The following is a 21,140-nucleotide window of genomic DNA, read 5'->3' on the forward strand; positions in this document are numbered from 1 at the left end:
GATAATATAGTAAAATAATATTGTACTTATTTAATAACTAAGAGCTCTTTAAACTCTTTGATATTGTTTCTACTTACTGGAACTTTAAATTTTAAATCCTGTATTTTTAAAATGTACGTTCCATTAAACCAAGGCTCAACCTCTTTAATTTTATCTAAATTGACAATATAGGAGCGATGAGTTCTATAAAATTTATTTTTGGGTAAAATTTCCTCCCATTTAGATATTTTTAATTTCGAGGTATAGATTTCATCTTTGACATATACTATACTCTCTTTTTCTGCTACCTCAATACAGTAAATTTCATCAAGAGAAATAACTAACATTTTTTCACTAGAGAATACAGTAACCTTATTAATTTTTTCTACCTCTTTCACTTGAAGAGTTTCTTTTGATGAACTTAGGTTATTTAAAACTTCCATTATTCTCTTTTCAGAGTATGGTTTTAAAAGATAATCAAAAGCTTTTATTTCAAAGGCTTCAGCAGCATAATCTCTATATGCTGTGATAAATATTATTTTTAAATTAGGATTTAATTTTATTAGAATTTTTCCTAAGCTCATACCATCCAACTCAGGCATATTTATATCTAAAAAAACGACATCAACCTCATGTTCTTGAAGATATTTTAATGAATCTACTGGATTTTCAAATTCTTTTTCTAACGTAATTCCCTTGTGCTTTGAAAGAAAATATTTTAGTTCCTCTCTAGCAGGAAATTCATCCTCTATAATTACACATCTTAACATTTTTCCTCCTTGTTAATATTGAAAGATATCCTTGTTCCTTTTTCAAGTTTCTCTATATTTAAACCCTTTCCATAAAGAATTTTTAAACGGTTATGAACATTTTTTAAGCCTATATTTTTTTCTATCTTATCATCAATACCATCTATAATACTTTGGTCTATTCCAATTCCATCATCTTCTATAATTATATTATAACTTTTGTCTTTTTCAATAACAGATATAGTTACAGTTCCTCCTTCTCTTCTTTTTAGAATACCATGTTTTATACTATTTTCAACAAGAGGTTGAATTATAAGACTTGGAAGTTGGAGAGTGAGAGAAGATTCAGGGATATTGTAAATAGTTTTTATTTTATTCCCAAACCTTGCTTTTTCTATATTTATATATGCTTCAACTTGCTGTAATTCTTCATGTAGAGGAAGAAGTTTAGAGAAATTTTCAAGATTATATCTCAAATATGTAGAAAGATTTATAATTATCTCCCTTGCCTTATTTGGCTCTATCCTTACAAAAGAAGATATAGTATGAAGAGCATTAAATAAAAAATGTGGATTTATCTGTGTTTGAAGAGCTTTTAGTTCAGCTTCTTTAGCCATAGATTTAAAGTTTTCTATGTTACTAAGTTCAATCTGAGTAGAAATAAGCATAGAAAGTCCTTCGGCCAAATATTGTTTTCTAGCTGTAGCACTTTTAGTAGTATCAAAGTATAATTTTAAAGTTCCTGATATTTTTCTTTCCTCCTGAAAAAGAGGAAGGATAATGCAAGATTTAATATTTTCACTAATATATTGAAAATCAACTAAATCATCTTCATCTTTACCAAGAATAAGGAACTCTCCAGTTTTTAGAACTTGTTTAGTAGCCTTACTCTTAATCTTAGAATGATTTAAGACATATTCATCAGAAATGACTGAGCTAGCTATAATATTTTTATCATCAGTAATAATGACCATTTTGGCTTCCAAAGCTTCAAGAATTATTTTACAAACTTCATTTAAACTATTTCCTTTTCTGATGTATGGAAGAGATTTGTTAGCTATTTCAAGAGCTAGTTTAGCTTGTTTTCCAGCTAAAATCTCCTTTTCAGAAATAAGATCTTCTATTATAATAATAACAATAGAGACACCTAAAGCGTTGGCAAGGATCATAGGAATATATATATTTTTTACAATATCTATGGCAATATTAAAATTATATAAGAAAAAACCAGTGATCAGAATTAAAATCATACTTAAATTTTCAATTAAAAATCCACTAATGAATCCATAAATATAGCAATTTTTTTCATTGGTTTTTCTAAAAAAAAGAGTTGTAATAAATCCTCCTATAATAGATGAAATACCACAAGCAATTGTTGTTGGACTCTGTGTATCAATGAAAAATCTATGTATCCCAGCAATACAACCAGTTATAATTCCAACTTGAGGTCCTCCTATTATTCCAGCAACTGCTACTCCAATATTTCTAGTGTTAACAATGGCACCTCTATAATAAATACCAGTATATGTTCCTATTATTGAAAGAAAGGAAAAAAATATTGATAATAAAATAATATCAAGTTTTGTATACTCTTTTTTAGTAAAAATATTTCTAGCTCTTTTAAATTTTGTAAAGAAAAAAGCTAAAGCAATTATATATCCAAGATTATTCAAAAGCCTACTTGTTAGTTCAAACATAAAATCACCTCTATTTTGAGAATTATATCATAAAATTGATAAAGAAAAAAGTAAAACAAGGATGAAATTTTGCATTTTAAGTAGAAAAAAATACACTTCAGAATAAAAAAGAATAAAAAAATATAAAATATAGTAAAATAATACTATAGAAATAAATACATTCAAAATGTAAAAAAATATAACAGGAGGATAGGTTTTATGATTAGTTTTATACTTTCAATAATAGCCTTAATATTAGGTTATTTTATCTATGGAAAAATAGTAGAAAGAATATTTGGACCAGATGAAAATGCTCTTACTCCAGCAAAAAGATTACAAGATGGAGTAGACTATGTAGAGATGGATGAAAAGAAAACTTTCTTAATTCAATTCTTAAATATAGCAGGAACAGGACCAATATTTGGAGCTGTTGCAGGAGCTATGTGGGGACCAGCAGCATTTATATGGATCGTATTTGGTTGTATATTTGCGGGAGCTGTTCATGACTACTTAATAGGAATGATGTCTTTAAGAAAAGATGGAGCTAGTGTTGCAGAATTAGTTGGAGATAATTTAGGAGATAAGGCAAAACAACTAATGAGAGTATTTTCAGTAGTACTTTTAATACTTGTAGGGGTTGTATTTATAACAAGTCCGGCTGCAATTTTACATGATTTAGTGAAATCTGTACCAACATTAACATTTGTTGGAATAATAATAGTTTACTATATGGTTGCTACAGTATTACCAATAGATAAAGTAATAGGAAAAATTTATCCAATATTTGGAATCTGTCTATTAATAATGGCTGTTGGAATAGGAATAGGATTAGTAGTTCAAGGGTATGAAATTCCAGAAATAACATTAAAAAATTATCATCCACAAGGAGTTTCAGTATTTCCATACTTATGTATTTCTATAGCTTGTGGTGCAATTAGTGGATTCCATGCTACTCAATCTCCAATGATGGCAAGATGTCTTGGAAATGAAAAACAAGGAAGAAGAGTATTCTATGGAGCTATGATTTCAGAAGGAATAGTTGCACTTATATGGGCAGCAGCAGCAATGTCATTCTTTGGTGGAACTCCAGGACTAGGAGAGGCACTTGGACAAGGAGGAGCTGCAGTTGTTGTTAATAGAATCTCAAATAGTGTTTTAGGAAAAGTTGGAGGAGCTTTAGCAATATTAGGAGTTGTAGCATGTCCAATAACTTCAGGAGATACAGCTTTTAGAAGTGCAAGACTTACAATAGCAGATGCAATTGGTTATAAGCAAGGACCAATATTAAATAGATTTGTAATAGCTATCCCATTATTCGTAGTTGGAGTTGCATTATGTTTTATCGATTTCAATATTCTATGGAGATATTTTAGCTGGTCAAACCAAACTTTAGCTACAATAGCTTTATGGGCTGCAACTAAATATCTTGCAAATAATGGTAAAAATTATAAGATTGCTCTTATTCCAGCTATGTTTATGACTGTTGTGGTAACATCATATATCATAATAGCCCCAGAAGGATTTGTAAGATTCTTTAAAGGAGTTCCAACTAGTACAGTTGAATTAGTAGGAAATATATCTGGAATAGTATTATCACTAATTTGTACAGCAGTTTTTATGAAGTCTTTAAAAAAAGATAATAAGTAATTAAATTAAAAAGAGAAAGTGTATTATAAACAATATAAGACATTTTCTCTTTTATTATTTTTTATGATTATAATTTAAAGGGATTCAGATATCTCCCATATAAGTTGTTCACGAAGTTCAGAGAATCCTTCTAAAATAGATAGCTTCCAGTTACTTCCATATAATTTAATTTCAAAATTATCGATCTCATCAGCTATATTTTTTTTAGTAATTTTTTTCTTATCAAATAGAGGTGCTCTTTTCTCTTCCTTTCCTTCTATAGATATAATTAGCATTCCTTTAGAGTATCCTTTTAGGATAACTTCAGAGGCTCTTTGAGCTTCAGCTTTCTCTATAGCTCTTTCCTTTCTATTTTCAGCATTTTTTCTTTTATTTTCAGTAAGTCTTCTGAATTTTTTTTCTTCCTCTAGTCTTTTAGCTTTTTTCATTTTTTTATTGATTGAATAAGCTTTTCCTTTTGGTTTATCTTTACTTATTATCTCCATTATTGACTCCTTTATTTAAAAATTTATATACATTATATATTATAACATATTTGAAGAAAAATACCTATGTTTCAATATTTTTTATCTTAAAATTAGTTAAGAAAAATATAAAATATTTACTAGATTTTTTATAAAAAAAAGTATAAAATATGAAGACACAAAAATTTATATTTAGGAGGAAAGATGAGTAGCATCAAGGTAAAGTCATTAGTTTCATTAACAATACCAATATTCTTTGAGTTATTACTTATCACAATAGTGGGAAATGTAGATACAATAATGTTAGGTTATTATAGTGATAAGGCAGTAGGAGCAGTTGGAGGAATAAGTCAAGTTTTAAATATTCAAAACGTAATATTTGGATTTATAAATCTTGCAACAAGTATACTATGTGCTCAATTTATAGGAGCGAGAAATAAGAAAAGAGTTCAAGAGGTAATAACAGTTTCATTGATAGTAAACCTTCTATTGGGAATTGTAATGGGGGGAATATATTTTATATTTTGGAGATTTATACTAGAAAAAATAAATCTACCTACTGAATTAATAGGTATGGGAAAACTATATTTCCAATTAGTTGGAGGATTATGTGTATTTCAAGCTGTCACTTTAACTTGTGGAGCAGTTATGAAAAGTCATGGAAATCCTAAGCAGATGCTATTTGTTAATATAGGAGTAAATTTATTAAATATTTTTGGAAATGGAGTTTTTATATTTGGATGGTTTGGAGCACCGATTTTAGGACCAACTGGAGTTGGAATATCTACAGTTGTATCAAGAGCTATAGGGTGTATAGTTGGATTTATAGTGATGAGTCATTACTGTAATTTTAAATTTAGAAGAAAATTCTTAAAACCTTTCCCATTTCATGTGATAAAAAATATTCTTTCTATTGGAATTCCAACAGCTGGAGAAAATTTAGCTTGGAATGTAGGGCAACTTATGATAATGGCAATGGTAAATACAATGGGAACTACAATGATAGCTTCACGTACTTATCTTATGCTAGTAGCAAATTTTGTAATGACATTTTCAATAGCATTAGGACAGGCCACAGCTATACAAGTAGGGCAATTAGTAGGAGCGAAGGAGCAAGATGAAGCATATAGAAGATGTTTTAATAGTCTTAAACTCTCAATAGTACTAGCTATTGTTGTAACTTCTGGAGTAGTTTTATGTAAACATCCAATAATGGGAGTATTTACAGATAATGTAGAGATTTTAGATGCCTCACTTAAGGTTTTTCCTCTTATGATATTACTAGAGGTAGGAAGAGTTTTTAATATCGTTATTATCAACTCTCTTCATGCAGCTGGAGATATAAAGTTTCCAATGTTTATGGGAATAATATTCATTTTTATAGTGGCAGTTCCTTTCTCATATATATTTGGATTAAAATTAGGATGGGGATTAGTAGGAATTTGGATAGCTAATGCTGCAGATGAGTGGTGTAGAGGAATAGCTATGCTTATAAGATGGAAGAGTAAAAAATGGCAAAGTAAAAGCTTTGTGTAAAATTTATTTTAAAAAGTTGATTAACTTAGTATTTTTTCTTTGCTAAGCTAATCAACTTTTTTTATAAATTATAAATTTTTTAAATTTTTTTAATTATAAATTCATTATTTTCTCTCTTTATTTTTAACTTGAATAAGTTATCAGAAGTAGTTGGAAAATCCTCTCTATAGTGTGCTCCTCTACTCTCTGTACGAGCTAATATACTCAAAGCTAAAAGTTTTATACTCTCTTCCATGAGATAGATCTCTAAAGAACCATTTTTAATATTTTTACCAATATTATAATTTTCTCTAATAAATTTCAAATCACTCAATAGGGTATTCACCTTGGCTTCACTTCTAACTATTCCTAAGTTTTTAGAGGTACTCTCTTTTAATTTTTTAATAGTGTTTTTCCTATCTAAAGTATCATCTTTATCATCTTTACAGATAGATTTTATCCAATCATTAAAAGAGTTTTCAATCTCTGTTATATTAGTTTTCATCTTTTTACTATTTTTTATATATTTTACAGAGTGAGATACAGCTTTATCTGCAAAGACAAGAGAACCTCCCACAGAGTTTCCTCCCAGTCTATTAGCTCCCTCAATTATAGAAGCTACCTCTCCAACAGCATAAAGTCCTTCTACTTCAGTTCTAGCATCAATATTAATTTTTATACCACCATTACAACTATGAGCAAAATGATTTATTAGAATTTCATCTTTTAATAGATCGATCCCCATCTCATTTTTGAGCCAGTTAAGATATACAGTATAGAATTCCTCCTGATCCTTGTAAAGTTCTTGTGTAAATTTAAGAGCAGCACCATCAGTAGGAAACTTTAAATCAATTAAATGACTTTTAAAATCAAAGCTAAATGGAGCATATCCACTTCTTTCTATCCATAAATCCTTCGTTGAATCACTCTCTATTCCAGTTAAGATAAGCTCTCCATTTTTATTATACATTCCAGAACAGTATTTAAGGGTATGTTCACCAAATAGAACATTGTATTTAGGTTTTAAAAAAGCTGGAATGAATTGTATAAATTCCATATTTTGTACACTTGCTCCAGCATCAAGAGCAGCAATATGCCCGATACCATTAATTCCCTCAGGATATAGGCTATCTTTATAGTTGCTAGCTATTCCTCCAGTTGCCAAAATAATAACTCTAGATTTAATAAAGATAAAGTTTTGCTTATTTTGAAAAATTGCTCCAACAACCTTGTTATCTATACTTACAATTTTTACTAAGCTAGAATTTTCTAGAATATTTAGATTATTATTTCTTTTAATTTTTTGTCTCCACTTTGCTTGAGCTTTCTTCCAATTATTGATAAGATAGATATCTCTAGAATATTTAGCAAAACAAGCTGGTCTAGAATCCTTACGAAGCCAAGGTTCAAATCCTATTTTATTGAGCAGAGGGATATTTTTCTTTATATTTGAGATATAGGTTTTTATAAGCTCTGGATTTTCCATTCCTTTTCCCATGTTTTCTATATCTTCATAGTATTTTTCATAATCACTCTCATCTTTTGTAACTTGAATTCCCAATGTACCTTTTAAGGGGAAGTAGCTAGCTCCCCCACAAAGTTTTTTATTAGTTACAAGATATACTTTTTTTCGATTTTTTAAAGCTCTTTCTGTAGCAACTAGTCCAGCTATTCCTGTACCTATAACTAAAATTTCACATTCCAACACTTTTTTTATTTTTACCTTCATATAGTCACCCTTTTAAATTATTGAATTAATCTAACTCTATAGCCCCAGTATAAAGTTGATAGTAAGTTCCTTTTTTCTCAAGTAACTCCTCATGTGTTCCTCTTTCAATGATTCTTCCATGTTCTAATACCATTATAGCATCAGAATTTCTAATTGTCGATAATCTATGAGCTATAACAAATACTGTACGACCTTTCATAAGAGCGTCCATACCTTTTTGAACTATAGATTCTGTTCTAGTATCAATACTAGAAGTAGCTTCATCGAGGATAAGAACAGGTGGATTAGCTATAGCAGCTCTTGCAATAGCAAGAAGTTGGCACTGTCCTTGTGATAACTCTGTATCTATTCCAGATATTACAGTGTTGTATCCATCAGGTAAAAGTTTTATAAAGTGATCAGCATTGGCTAATTTAGCAGCTTGGTAAACCTCTTCATCAGTAGCATCCAATTTTCCATAACGGATATTTTCCATTATTGTTCCAGTAAATAGGTGAGTATCTTGTAAAACAACTCCTAAGCTACGACGTAAATCAGCTTTCTTAATCTTATTAATATTGATACCATCATAACGAATTTTTCCATCAGCTACATCATAAAATCTATTTATTAGATTTGTAATTGTTGTTTTTCCAGCTCCAGTAGACCCAACAAAAGCAATTTTTTGCCCAGGTTTAGCATATAGATTTAAATTATGTAAAATAATCTTATCAGGATTATAAGCAAATGTCATATCAAAGAAACGAACATCGCCTTTTAGTTCAGTATATGTAGTAGTTCCATCACCATGTGGATGTTTCCAAGCCCATGTTTGAGTAAACTCTTTACATTCAACAAGCTCTCCATTTTCATCTCTCTTAGCATTTACAAGTGTTACATAACCGTTATCTACTTCAATTTCTTCATCTAACATATTAAATATTCTTTCAGCTCCAGCTAAAGCCATAACTATAAAGTTCATTTGTTGAGCAATCATACTAAATGGTTGAGTAAAGCTACGTGTTAATTGTAGAAATGTTGCAATAGTTCCAAGTGTCATAGTACTAATACCAGTTACAACGAGTAAAGCTCCTATAAAAACTGTTAGTACATAGTGTAGATTACCAATATTTCCCATAATAGGCATCAGTATATTTGCATATTTATTGGCAGCAGTGGCACTTTCAAAAAGTCTTTCGTTTAGTATATCAAAGTCTTGTTTACTCTTTTCTTCGTGACAGAAAACTTTTATAACTTTTTGTCCTACCATCATCTCTTCTATAAATCCACTTACTTTACTTATTTCTTTTTGTTGTTCAACAAAGTAAGCTCCACTTTTTCCACCTATTTTTTTTATTACTGTTAACATTAATATAACAATTAAAACAGTAAGAAAAGCAAGAGGAAGATTTAATCCAACCATCAAAATAAATATAGTTACTATAGTAATAAAAGCAGAAAGAGTTTGTGGGATACTCTGAGTAATCATTTGACGTAAAGTGTCAGTATCATTAGTATAAAGACTCATTACTTCACCATGAGAGTGGGTATCAAAATATCTAATTGGAAGTTTTTGCATATGGTTAAACATATCATCACGAATACGTTTTAAAACTCCTTGTCCAATATTAACCATCAAACGGTTATAGATATATGTACAGATTACTCCTACGGAATAAACACTAGCAAAACTTAAAACCACTTTAGCTAATCCAGAAAAATCTGGATTTTGACTACCGATTAAAGGTGTTATATAGTCATCTATTAAAAATAATAAAAATAATGGACCAGCCATTCCAGCCATAGCACTTATAACTATAGCTAAAACAACTATAATGAATTGAAATTTATAAGCACTAGCTACATACTCCATCAATCTGAAAGCTGTTTTTTTTCTTGCCATTATTCTACACCTCCTCTTACTTGAGAATTATAGATCTCTCTATATATGTCATTGGTTTGTAGTAGCTCTTGAGAAGTTCCAATACCAACGATCTCTCCCTTATCTATAACAATTATTCTATCAGCATCTTCAATAGATGAAATTCTTTGAGCAATTATTATTTTTGTAGTTTCAGGAATAAATTCACTGAAAGCTTTTCTCAGAAGAGCATCAGTTTTTGTATCTACAGCACTAGTAGAGTCATCTAAGATAAGGATTTTTGGTTTTTTTAGAAGAGCTCTAGCTATACATAATCTTTGTTTTTGTCCCCCAGATACATTTGTTCCACCTTGCTCTATATGAGTATCATATTTATTAGGAAAATTTGATATAAAGTCATGAGCTTGAGCTAATTTACAAGCTTCAATAATCTCTTCATCAGTAGCATTCTCATTTCCCCAACGTAGATTTTCTTTTATACTTCCAGAGAATAAAGTATTTTTTTGTAATACCATAGCAACATTATTTCTAAGAACTTCTAAATCATACTCCCTAACATCTCTTCCAGCTACCTTAACAACCCCTTTACTAGCATCATAAAGTCTAGGAATAAGTTGTACTAGAGTACTTTTTGAACTTCCAGTTCCTCCAATAATTCCGATAGTTTCTCCAGATTTAATAGATAGATTTATATTTTTTAATACATTTTTATTTTCATCATCAAGATAGCTAAAATCAACATTTTCAAACTCAATACTTCCATTAGTTACAACTTTTAAAGGATTTGAAGGAGAAACAATATCACTTTCCTCTTTAAAAACAGCTACAATTCTTTTAGCAGAAGATTCAGCAATGATGACTAATACAAATACCATAGATATCATCATTAAACTTGAAAGAATTTGGATAGCATAAACTATCATACTCATAAGCTCCCCAGTAGTCATTACATTAGAAACAATTAATCTAGAAGCTAACCACGCTATCATCAAGATAGAGGTATAGACTGAAAATTGCATAAGTGGAGCATTCCAAGCTACTATTTTTTCAGCTGTTTTAAATCTAAAGTAAACATCTTGAGAGATATCATCAAATTTTTTATTTTCATACTCATTTCTTACATAAGATTTAACTACTCTAATTCCAGAAAGGTTTTCTTGAACTATTTTATTTAATTTATCATAAATTTGAAAAACTTTCTCAAAATGTGGGTGAGCTTTTAATATGATGATAAAAAGTCCAGCTCCAAGAATAGGTACTATAATTAAAAATACCATAAAAAGCTCTCTATTTATTGTAAAAACCATTATAAGGGCAAATATCATCATAAAAGGAGCACGTACTAATGTTCTAATAATCATCTGATAAGCATTTTGAACATTGGTAATATCAGTAGTCATCCTAGTTACTAAACTTGCAGTAGAAAATTTATCAATATTATGAAAAGAAAAATCCTGAATTTTATAGTAAATATCTTTTCTTAAATTTTTAGCAAATCCAGCAGAAGCTTTAGCAGCAAATTGCCCAGCTAAAACTCCAAAAAGTAGTGAAAACATAGCAGCAATAATTAGAATAATTCCTAAAGATAGAGTATATTTTAAATCGCTGTTTTTAAGTCCAACATCAATTATTTTAGCCATAAAAAAGGGAATTAGAATCTCTAATAACACTTCAAAACTGATAAAAAGAGGTGATAAAAGAGCTTCTTTCTTATATTCTCGTATTGATTTCATCAATCTGTTTATCATATTTTCCTCCTAATAAAATAAATAACTTAGTTTCCTAAGTATTTTTAAAAAAATTTATGATAAATTATTTATCATTTTATCAATAACTTTAAAAAATAGATCGAGTTCTTCTTCTGTAAGTCCAGCCCCTAATTTTTTTTCAAAGTTTTTTAAATCTTTTATAACTATCTCTTTATATAATCTAGCTTTTTCAGTAACAATTATTTTTTTTAATCTTCCATCATTAGGCATTGGCTTTCGAATGATAAGATTATCTTTTTCCATTTTTTTTAATATCTCTGTAGCTGTAGACGAACGTAGTCCAAGTTCAACTTCAATATCTTTTTGGAAAAGACTTTCCTCATGTCCTAAAAGAAAATGTAAGACTCTTCCTTCAGCACCAGTTAATTCACTTTTAGAAGCAAACTTATCTATTTCACGATGAATTTTATTTGATAGTTTTTTTAATTCACGTCCAATATATTTTTCTTTCATTAATATATACCACCTCCATTATCTTTAATTACCTAGTTACCTAACTATTTTAAAATAATTGATTTTAAAAGTCAAGTAAAAAACATCAAATTATCATTATAATAATTTCTTCTCGTTTTGATAGGTGAGTAAAAATTAATGTATAAATTTGTTTGTAAAATATATAAAAATGCTAAATTAAAGAACATAAAAAAAATTTTTAAATTGGCATAAAAATTGCTATATTAAATAGTGTGAAATAAAAGATGTTAAGGAGGATATAATAGTGGAATTATTAAAATGGGTACACAATACAAAAAGTAGAGATGTAAACTACCAAAAAGAAAAATTAGTAGGATTTGAAGAGAAAGAGATGAAGGAAGTTTATGAGTTTCATAAGAGTCTTCCTGGATATAAAGCAACTCCATTAGTAGAATTAGATGAATTAGCAAAATACTATGGTGTACAAAAATTATGGTTAAAAGATGAATCAAAGAGATTTGGATTAAATGCTTTCAAAGTACTTGGAGGTTCATATGCAATAGGAAAATACCTAAGCCAAAAATTAGGAAAAGATATGAGCGAATTACCATTTAATGTACTTGTATCTGATGAAGTAAAAAAACAACTTGGAGATGTAACATTCGTTACTGCAACAGATGGTAACCACGGTAGAGGAGTAGCTTGGGTAGCTAATAAATTAAGACAAAAATCAGTAGTATATATGCCAAAAGGATCAGCTCAAATGAGATTTGATGCAATAGCTAGAGAGGGAGCAGATGTATCAATAACTGATTTAAACTATGATGATGCTGTAAGACTTGCTAACAAAGGTGCACAAGAGCATGGATGGATAATGGTTCAAGATACTGCATGGGATGGATATGAAGAGATTCCTTTATGGATAATGCAAGGTTATTCAACAATTATCAATGAAATAGTTGAACAATTAGAAGCAGCTAAAGAAGAAAAACCAACTCACGTATTCTTACAAGCTGGAGTAGGATCTTTTGCTGGAGCAGTTCAAGGATACTTATCTCACCTATATGGAGATGACAGACCAATAACAATAATTTGTGAACCACACGGAGCTAACTGTATATATAAATCAATGGAAGCTAATGATGGAAAACCTCATAATGTAACTGGAGATTTAACAACAATAATGGCTGGACTTGCTTGTGGAGAACCAAATACAATCAGCTGGAAAATCTTAAGAGATAACTCAGATTTCTCTGTATCATGTGATGACTCAATAGCAGCAAGAGGAATGAGAGTGTTATCTTCACCTCTAGGAAATGACCAAAGAGTAATTTCTGGAGAATCAGGAGCAGTAGGACTTGGATTATTTACAGTATTATCTGAGAAAAAAGAAGAGTATGCAGAATTAATGAAAGCATTAAAAATAGATGAAAACTCAAGAATCCTATGTATCAGTACAGAGGGAGATACAGACGTAGAAGGATTCAAAAACGTAGTATGGAATGGAGCTCATCCAAATAAATAATAGAAAATAAATTTAAATGGTTTAATTATTATTTTTAAGTATTGTAATATTATTATGATAAATTATGGAGGAAAAAATGTTAACTGAAGCAAGAAAACAACAACTAATAGAAACACTTAGCAACTTAATTCAAAGAAGAAGTTACTCTGGAGAAGAAAAAGAAGTAGTAGAGTACATGGAAAAAATAATGAAAGAAGTTGGATATGATACTGTTCATATTGATAAATATGGAAATATAATAGGATCAATCAAAGGAAAATATGCGGGACCAAGAATATTAATGGATGGACATATTGATACAGTTCCAGTAAATGCAGAAAAATGGACAGAAAAACCATTTGGTGGAGAAGTTCATGATGGAAAATTATTCGGAAGAGGAACTACAGATATGAAAGGTTCTGTATGTGCAATGATGTTAGCAGGGGCTTACTTAGCACAAGACCTTAAAAAAGAATTTGCTGGAGAAATATTCATGGCTGGAGTAGTTCATGAGGAGTGTTTCGAAGGAGTAGCTGCTAGAGAAATAAGTGAATATGTAAATCCAGATATCGTAATAATAGGAGAAGCTTCTCAATTAAACCTTAAAATAGGACAAAGAGGAAGAGGAGAAATAGTTGTAGAAACTTTTGGAAAACCAGCTCACTCAGCTAACCCTGAAAAAGGAATAAACGCAGTTTATAAAATGATGAAAATAGTAGGAGAAATCCAAAAATTACCTATGACTCACCACAAAGATTTAGGATATGGAATCCTTGAGTTAACAGATATTAAATCATCTCCATACCCAGGAGCATCAGTAGTACCTGATTACTGTAGAGCAACTTATGACAGAAGACTTTTAGTAGGAGAAACTCCAGAATCAGTTTTAGCTCCATTACAAGAATTAATCGATAGATTAATGAAAGAAGATGAAACATTAAAAGCTAAAGTTTCTTATGCAGTAGGAAAAGAAATGTGTTGGACAGGAAACGAAATAACAGGAGAAAGATTCTTCCCAGGATGGTTATTTGATGAGAAAGAAGAATATATCCAAAAAGCAGTAGAAGCATTAAGAGGAATTGGACAAGATCCAACAATAATGCATTATAACTTCTGTACAAATGGATCTCACTATGGAGGAGAAAAAGGAATAAGAACAATAGGATATGGTCCATCAAAAGAAAATATAGCACATACAATAGATGAGTACATAGAATTAGATCAATTATTCAAAGTAACAGAAGGATTCTACGCAATCTTAAAAGCTTACCTATCAAAATAATAATTGAATGATAAAAGTATTGGTCAGTAATTTACTGATCAGTACTCTTTAATATAACAGGAAAAAAGTTACTTAAATAATTTTAGGTACTAAAAAGGGTAGGTCAAAAAATAGAGGAGGAATTTTAATGTCAAAAATTCTAATAAAGAATGGAACAGTTATAGATGGAAGCAGAGGAGCAAGATTCCAAGCTGATGTATTGATAGAAAATGAAAGAATAGTTAAGATCGGGAAAATAGATGAGGCAGCAGATAGAGTAATAGATGCAACTGGAAAGATAGTAGCACCTGGATTTATCGATACTCATAGTCACTCAGATTTAAAAGTTTTAATAGAACCATTTGTTGAACCAAAATTACGTCAAGGAATTACAACAGAAGTATTAGGACAAGATGGAATATCTATGGCTCCATTACCAAAAGAGTATGTAAGTTCTTGGAGAAAAAACCTAGCTGGATTAGATGGAGACAGTGATGAGTTAGGTTGGGATTGGGAAACTACAGATAATTACTTAAAACTAATTGAGGAAAGAGGATGTACTCCAAACGAATCTTATCTAGTACCTCATGGAAATATCAGAATGGAAGCTATGGGATTAGAAGCAAGAGTTGCTACTGATGAAGAGCTAGAAAAGATGAAAGAGATAACTAGAAGAGAGATGGAGGCTGGGGCAGCAGGGCTTTCAACAGGATTAATATATATCCCATGTGCATACTCAGATACAAGAGAGATGATAGAGATATGTAAGGTAGCAGCTGAGTATGATAGACCACTTGTAATTCACCAAAGAAGTGAAGCAGATACAATGATAGAGTCTATGAATGAAGTAATAACAATAGCAAAAGAGAGTGGAGTAAAGATACACTTCTCTCACTTCAAAATCTGTGGAAAAAATAACTGGCATTTAATAAAAGATATAGTAGCATTATTAGATAAATGTAAAGAAGAAGGAATAGAAATCTCTTATGACCAATACCCATATGTAGCAGGAAGTACAATGCTAGGAGTAATAATTCCACCTTGGGCACATGCAGGAGGAACAGATAAACTAGTAGAAAGATTAGGAAATCCAGCTGATAGAGAGAGAATGAAACATGATATAATCAATGGAATACCTGGATGGGATAACTTTATAGATTTTGCAGGATTTGATGGAATCTATGTAACATCAGTAAAAACAAAAGCAAATGAAGATTGTATAGGAAAAAATCTTATAGAGATAGCAGAGTTAAAGGGAAAAGACAAATTTGATGCAGTATTTGACCTATTAAAAGAGGAAGAAAATGCTGTAGGAATGTATGACTACTATGGTAAAGATGAGCATGTAGTAACATTCTTAACAAGAGAAGAGAGCAATGTATGTACAGATGGATTACTAGCTGGAAAACCACATCCAAGAGTATATGGTTCTTTCCCAAGAGTTATAGGAAAATTTGTAAGAGAGATGAAAGCTTTATCGTTAGAGGAAGCAATCTATAAAATGACTCATAAGCCTGCTAAGACATTTAAATTAGAAGATAGAGGATTAATTAAAGAGGGATACTTTGCAGATATAGTAATCTTCGATGAAAATACAACAATAGATAAAGGAACATTTGTAGATCCAATTCAAAATCCAGAAGGAATAAGCCATGTAATGGTAAATGGAGTTCTAGCAATAGATAACTTTGAAGCAACTAAAAAACTTTCTGGAAAAGTATTAAGAATTAAAAAATAATAATTACCTTTCTCAAATTAAGAATCAGGAGTAGTAGAAATTATTACTCTTGATTTTTTTATTTTAATTGTATTAAACTATGTTATAATATAGAAAAATAATTTGAGGTGAAAGTATGTCATTTTTAAAGAAGATACAAAACTATGTAAAAGACTATGCTGAAATAATATCAGATATTTTACAATGTGATGTAGAGATTGTTGATGAAGATATGGTTAGAATAGCTGGAACTGGACTATATAGCGAAAATATAAATGAACTTTGTAAAGGAACAGTTTATAAACATATATTTGATAGTAAAAAAAGTAGAATTTTAATTAATCCTAAAGAGGATGAACTTTGTAAAGAGTGTACTCACAAAAATGATTGTACAGAAACATTAGAAATGGCAGCTCCGATTTTTTATAAAGATAAAGTAATTGGAGTCATAGGGTTGATATGTTTTACTGAGGAAGATAAAAAGAGATTACTGAAAAATATGGAAACCCACCTAAAGTTTACAGAGAAAATAGCTGACTTTATTTCTGGAAAAGTTTTTGAAGTAGAAGAAGAGATAGAGAAAAAAGAGATTATGGGAATAATGAAGCAAATTATTAATAACTATGATAAGTGTGTATTAGTTATTGATAATGAAGGTAAAATTTTAGATGGTAATGAACAGGCATTAAAGGAATTGAAAATTGAAAGTGGTTTAAGTTTAGCTTATCAAAAAATTAATATTATTCCTAAGAATGAAGTTTTATTTGGAAAGGATATATTTTCAGCTGAGATAAATAAAGAAAAATATAATTTAATAGGAACTTTAATTCCAATAACAGGCTTCTCTAAAAGTGAATATAAGATATTTTTATTTGAAAACTTTAATTATGATAAAAGTAAAGAGAGTATAAAAAATAAATATGCCTCAAATAATATATTTTTGGAAGATATAATTAGTAATTCGGAAAAAATGATAAAGTTGAAAGAAAGGATAAAAAAAATATCTAAAACAAATTCAACAGTTTTAATAACAGGGGACAGTGGAACAGGAAAAGAATTAATAGCTAGAGCTATCCATAATTGTAGCGAAAGATCTAAACAACCTTTTATTGCTATAAATTGTGGAGCTATACCAGAAAATTTATTAGAAAGTGAACTTTTTGGTTATGTTAAAGGAGCTTTTAGTGGAGCAAGTAATGAGGGAAGAATAGGGAAATTTGAGTTAGCAAATAACGGGGTAATTTTTCTAGATGAAATTGGAGAGATGCCCCTTTTCTTACAGGTGAAGTTACTTAGAGTTTTACAGGATAGAAGTATTGTAAAGATTGGATCAAATAAATTGATAAATCTTAATATCAGAGTGATAGCTGCTACAAATAAAAATCTTCTAAAATTGGTTAAAGAAGGAAAATTTAGAGAAGATTTATATTATAGATTAAATGTTATTCCAGTAAAAGTTCCAGCATTAAGAGAAAGAAAGGATGATATTTTATTATTAGGTGAGTACTTAAATAATAAATATAGTAAAATTTTAGGAGTGAATAAGATAATCTTAGATGATGAGATAAAAAATATATTTTTAAAACATAATTGGCCAGGAAATGTAAGAGAACTAGAAAATTGTATAGAGTTTTTATCAAATATGGCTGACGAAAATGGAAATATTGATTCAGATACAAGGGAGTATTTAAAGAAGAATTTAAAGAGTAATAGTTATTATGAAGAGAAAAATATTATAAAAAGTGAAGAAGATACAGAGGAGATAATAACATTAGAAGAGAGTGAAAAGAGACTAGTAGAAAAGGCTTTAAAAATATATGGTTCAGATACAAATGGAAAAAATATTTGTGCTGAAAAATTAGGAATAGGAATAGCAACTTTATATAGAAAGATAGAAAAATATAAATTATAATTTTATCAAAATGATAGAAAAATTATCATAAAAAAATAACATCAAAAATTATAAAAAAATAGTGAATAAAAAAATGTTTAGAAAATAAAAAAAGTAAAAAATAAAATGTTCTAATATTTTTTGAAAAAATAAAAGTGCACTAAATATGCACGAGCTAAAGAAAAAATTACCTGAATAAAACAAGGTAATTTTTTTTATTTTTTGGCATAGTAATTGCTTAAATAAATAGAGTAAAGATATTTTATCAGGAGGGATAAATTTGATACTAAAAAATGGAAGAGTAATTACTCAAGATAAAGATAGACCATATATAGAAAATGGTGCAATAGTTATTAAAGGAAACAAAATAGTTGATGTTGATACTACTGAAAAGATTTTAGGAAAATATTCAAATGATGAGGTAGTAGATGTTGATGGGAAAGTTATAATGCCTGGATTTATAAATACACATCACCATATATATAGTGCTTTTGCAAGAGGAATGGCTTCATCAGGAAAACCAAATGAAAATTTCTTAGAAATATTAGAAAACTTATGGTGGAAAATAGATAAAAAATTAACGTTAGAGGATTTAAAATATAGTGCATATACTACATATATAGATTGTATAAAAAAGGGAGTAACAACAGTTTTTGATCACAATGCTAGTCCTTTTGCAATTACAGGTAGTTTAGAATCTATAGCGGATGCAGCTAAAGATTTAGGATTAAGAACATGTCTTTGTTATGAGGTATCTGATAGAGATGGTGAAGAGATAGCAAAGGAAGGAATAGCTGAAAATATTAACTTTATAAAAAAATATAATACAGATGAACAAAATATGATAAAGGGAATGTTTGGATTACATGCTTCTTTTACACTATCAGACGAAACTTTAGTAGCTTGTGATAGAGAATTAAAAGGATTAAATGCTGGGTACCATGTACATGTGGCAGAGGGAATAGATGATTTAGAACAATGTTTAGAAAAACATGGAAAAAGAGTAGTTGAAAGATTAAGAGATATGAATATCTTAGGGGATAAAACAATAGCTGTTCACTGTATTCATGTAACAGATGATGAATTAAATATTTTAAAAGATACAGATACTATGGTAGTTCATAATCCAGAGTCAAACATGGGAAATGCTGTAGGATGTCAGCCATTCCTAGAGTTACACAAAAAAGGAGTAACAATAGGATTGGGAACAGATGGATATACAAGTGATATGACAGAGTCTATGAAGGTTGCAAATATAATTCATAAACATGTGAAACAAAATCCTTCAGTAGCTTGGGGAGAAGTTCCTGTATCAATGTTTGAAAATAATAGAAAAATAGCTCAAAAATATTTTAGTGGGGATCTTGGAGTATTAAAATCAGGAGCATTAGCAGACGTTATAGTAGTAGATTATGATCCGCTTACTCCGATGAATGAGAATAATATAAATTCACATATTCTATTTGGCTTTACAGGAAAAGATGTAGTTACAACTATTATAGATGGAAAAGTAGTAATGAAAGATAGAGAGCTTGTAGGAATTAATGAAAGAGAGATATTCAAAACTTCAAGAGAAGTAGCAAAGAGATTATGGGATAGAATGTAATTATTTAGGAGGATATTATGAGTACAACTATCATGGAAACACCGAAAGTGGATAAGATATTAAAAATTGGTGATTTGATACTACTAGGGATACAACATATAGCAGCGATGTGTGCTGGAGCTATGGCAGTACCAATAATTTTGGGAAACTCTTTAGGACTACCACAACAGGAGATTAATCAGCTTGTTAGTGCATCATTTATGATGTCAGGTTTGGGAACTCTTATTCAAACGTTGGGAATTAAAAATTTCATAGGTTCAAGACTACCAATGATTGAAGGAGTTAGTTTTGCAGGAGTAGCAGCACTATCAGCAATAGGAATAACATATAGTACTACTGATCCAATGACAGGGTTACAAGTTATGTTTGGAGCTACACTTGTTTCTGGATTATTTTGTTTTTTAATGGCACCAATTTTTGGAAAGTTATTAAAATTTTTCCCACCATTAGTTTCAGGAGTTGTAGTTACTTCAATGGGATTATCACTTATACCAACAGCTATAAAATGGGCTGGAGGAGGAATTCCAGGTTCACCTAATTTTGGAAGTTTTCAAAATATAGCTTTAGCTTTAATAACATTAGTGATAATATTAGGAATTCAAAAAGTATCTAAAGGATTTTTAGGAAATATTGCCATATTAATAGGAATATTAGCTGGGACAGTAATTTCTATAGTAATGGGAATGGCAGATTTTTCAAATGCAAGTAATGTAGCTTTAGTGAATATAAATGTACCACTAAGATATGGAATAAAATTTGATATAACAGCAATATTATCATTATTTTTAGTACAACTAGTTATTATGACAGATGCTACTGGAAATCAGTTAAACCTTTCAAATATTTGTGGAGTAGATGAGAAAGATTCGAAAAGACTAGTAGCAGGGCTTAGAGGTCATGGGTTATCTTCAATGTTAGCAGGTATTTTTAATACATTTCCACACTCTCTATTTGGTCAAAATGTAGGAATAGCTGCAATAACAGGAGTTGAAAGTCGTTTTGTAGGAACAGCTGCTGGAGTTATATTATTACTAATAAGCTTTTTCCCAAAACTAACTACTCTATTTGCTTCAATACCATCACCTGTTTTGGGAGGAGCTGGAATAGTTATGTTTGGTATAGTTGCTGCTAATGGAATTAGAAGATTAGGAGAAGTAAACTATGTAGGAAATAAAAATCTTATGATTGTTGCTGCTAGTATAGGAATGGCTTTAATTCCAATTGCAGTTCCAGAGATATTTAAACATTTTCCAGCTTGGGCAAAGATACTTTTCCAAAGTGCTGTTACACTTGGATGTTTAACAGTGTTGATACTTAACATAATATTTAATGAACATGGTAAAAAGAGTAAAAAATAA

Annotated in this window: 15 protein-coding genes; 8 read left to right on the forward strand and 7 right to left on the reverse strand. The window is 29.7% G+C overall.

All coding sequences use genetic code 11. The features are described from left to right. Positions 1-26: 26 nt before the first annotated feature. Positions 27-749, reverse strand: a complete 723-nt coding sequence (locus tag IAA47_06055) for a LytTR family DNA-binding domain-containing protein (protein MBU3842531.1) — start codon at positions 747-749, stop codon at positions 27-29. Further along, positions 743-2,425, reverse strand: a complete 1,683-nt coding sequence (locus IAA47_06060) for a histidine kinase (protein ID MBU3842532.1) — start codon at positions 2,423-2,425, stop codon at positions 743-745. The genes IAA47_06055 and IAA47_06060 overlap by 7 nt, the downstream gene beginning before the upstream one ends. A gap of 198 nt (positions 2,426-2,623) precedes the next feature. Here IAA47_06060 and IAA47_06065 point away from each other — a divergent pair, with 198 nt between their 5' ends. Then, positions 2,624-4,051: a carbon starvation protein A gene (locus IAA47_06065; protein ID MBU3842533.1), complete on the forward strand. Its 1,428-nt coding sequence runs from the start codon at positions 2,624-2,626 to the stop codon at positions 4,049-4,051. A 74-nt stretch (positions 4,052-4,125) separates the two neighbouring features. Here IAA47_06065 and IAA47_06070 read toward each other — a convergent pair whose 3' ends face one another. Next, entirely contained in the window at positions 4,126-4,536 is a 411-nt protein-coding gene (locus IAA47_06070) for a hypothetical protein (GenBank protein ID MBU3842534.1), read from the reverse strand. A gap of 183 nt (positions 4,537-4,719) precedes the next feature. Between IAA47_06070 and IAA47_06075 the strand changes: the two genes are divergently transcribed. After that, positions 4,720-6,051: an MATE family efflux transporter gene (locus IAA47_06075; GenBank protein ID MBU3842535.1), complete on the forward strand. Its 1,332-nt coding sequence runs from the start codon at positions 4,720-4,722 to the stop codon at positions 6,049-6,051. 79 nt (positions 6,052-6,130) lie between these two features. Here the strand turns inward: IAA47_06075 and IAA47_06080 are convergent, their stop codons facing one another. The 4 genes from IAA47_06080 to IAA47_06095 are packed head-to-tail and all read right to left on the reverse strand — an operon-like array spanning position 6,131 to position 11,842. Continuing rightward, positions 6,131-7,759, reverse strand: coding sequence for an FAD-binding protein (locus IAA47_06080; protein ID MBU3842536.1), 1,629 nt, complete (start codon positions 7,757-7,759; stop codon positions 6,131-6,133). A gap of 25 nt (positions 7,760-7,784) precedes the next feature. After that, on the reverse strand, positions 7,785-9,641 hold the full coding sequence (locus IAA47_06085) for an ABC transporter ATP-binding protein/permease (protein ID MBU3842537.1): 1,857 nt from the start codon (positions 9,639-9,641) through the stop codon (positions 7,785-7,787). Beyond that, on the reverse strand, positions 9,641-11,368 hold the full coding sequence (locus IAA47_06090) for an ABC transporter ATP-binding protein/permease (GenBank protein ID MBU3842538.1): 1,728 nt from the start codon (positions 11,366-11,368) through the stop codon (positions 9,641-9,643). The genes IAA47_06085 and IAA47_06090 overlap by 1 nt, the downstream gene beginning before the upstream one ends. 54 nt (positions 11,369-11,422) lie before the next feature. After that, a complete protein-coding gene (locus IAA47_06095) occupies positions 11,423-11,842 on the reverse strand; it encodes a MarR family transcriptional regulator (GenBank protein ID MBU3842539.1) in 420 nt (139 codons plus the stop codon). A gap of 265 nt (positions 11,843-12,107) precedes the next feature. Here IAA47_06095 and dpaL point away from each other — a divergent pair, with 265 nt between their 5' ends. From dpaL to IAA47_06125, 6 genes are all read left to right on the forward strand, one after another. After that, positions 12,108-13,328, forward strand: a complete 1,221-nt coding sequence (dpaL, locus tag IAA47_06100) for a diaminopropionate ammonia-lyase (protein MBU3842540.1) — start codon at positions 12,108-12,110, stop codon at positions 13,326-13,328. 76 nt (positions 13,329-13,404) lie between these two features. Continuing rightward, the gene (locus tag IAA47_06105) at positions 13,405-14,589 is read left to right on the forward strand and encodes a YgeY family selenium metabolism-linked hydrolase (GenBank protein MBU3842541.1); all 1,185 of its coding nucleotides are present in this window, start codon (positions 13,405-13,407) and stop codon (positions 14,587-14,589) included. A 127-nt stretch (positions 14,590-14,716) separates the two neighbouring features. Then, complete coding sequence (locus IAA47_06110; GenBank protein ID MBU3842542.1) at positions 14,717-16,306, forward strand: D-aminoacylase; 1,590 nt, start codon at positions 14,717-14,719, stop codon at positions 16,304-16,306. A gap of 115 nt (positions 16,307-16,421) precedes the next feature. Continuing rightward, complete coding sequence (locus IAA47_06115; protein ID MBU3842543.1) at positions 16,422-18,197, forward strand: sigma 54-interacting transcriptional regulator; 1,776 nt, start codon at positions 16,422-16,424, stop codon at positions 18,195-18,197. A gap of 259 nt (positions 18,198-18,456) precedes the next feature. Next, positions 18,457-19,782 (forward strand): putative aminohydrolase SsnA, encoded by a 1,326-nt coding sequence (ssnA, locus tag IAA47_06120; GenBank protein MBU3842544.1) that lies wholly within the window; start codon positions 18,457-18,459, stop codon positions 19,780-19,782. Between the two features lie 17 nt (positions 19,783-19,799). Continuing rightward, a complete protein-coding gene (locus IAA47_06125; GenBank protein MBU3842545.1) occupies positions 19,800-21,140 on the forward strand; it encodes a purine permease in 1,341 nt (446 codons plus the stop codon).

It is taken from the genome of Candidatus Fusobacterium pullicola, from assembly GCA_018883725.1.
GTDB classification, from domain to species: Bacteria; Fusobacteriota; Fusobacteriia; order Fusobacteriales; family Fusobacteriaceae; genus Fusobacterium_A; species Fusobacterium_A pullicola.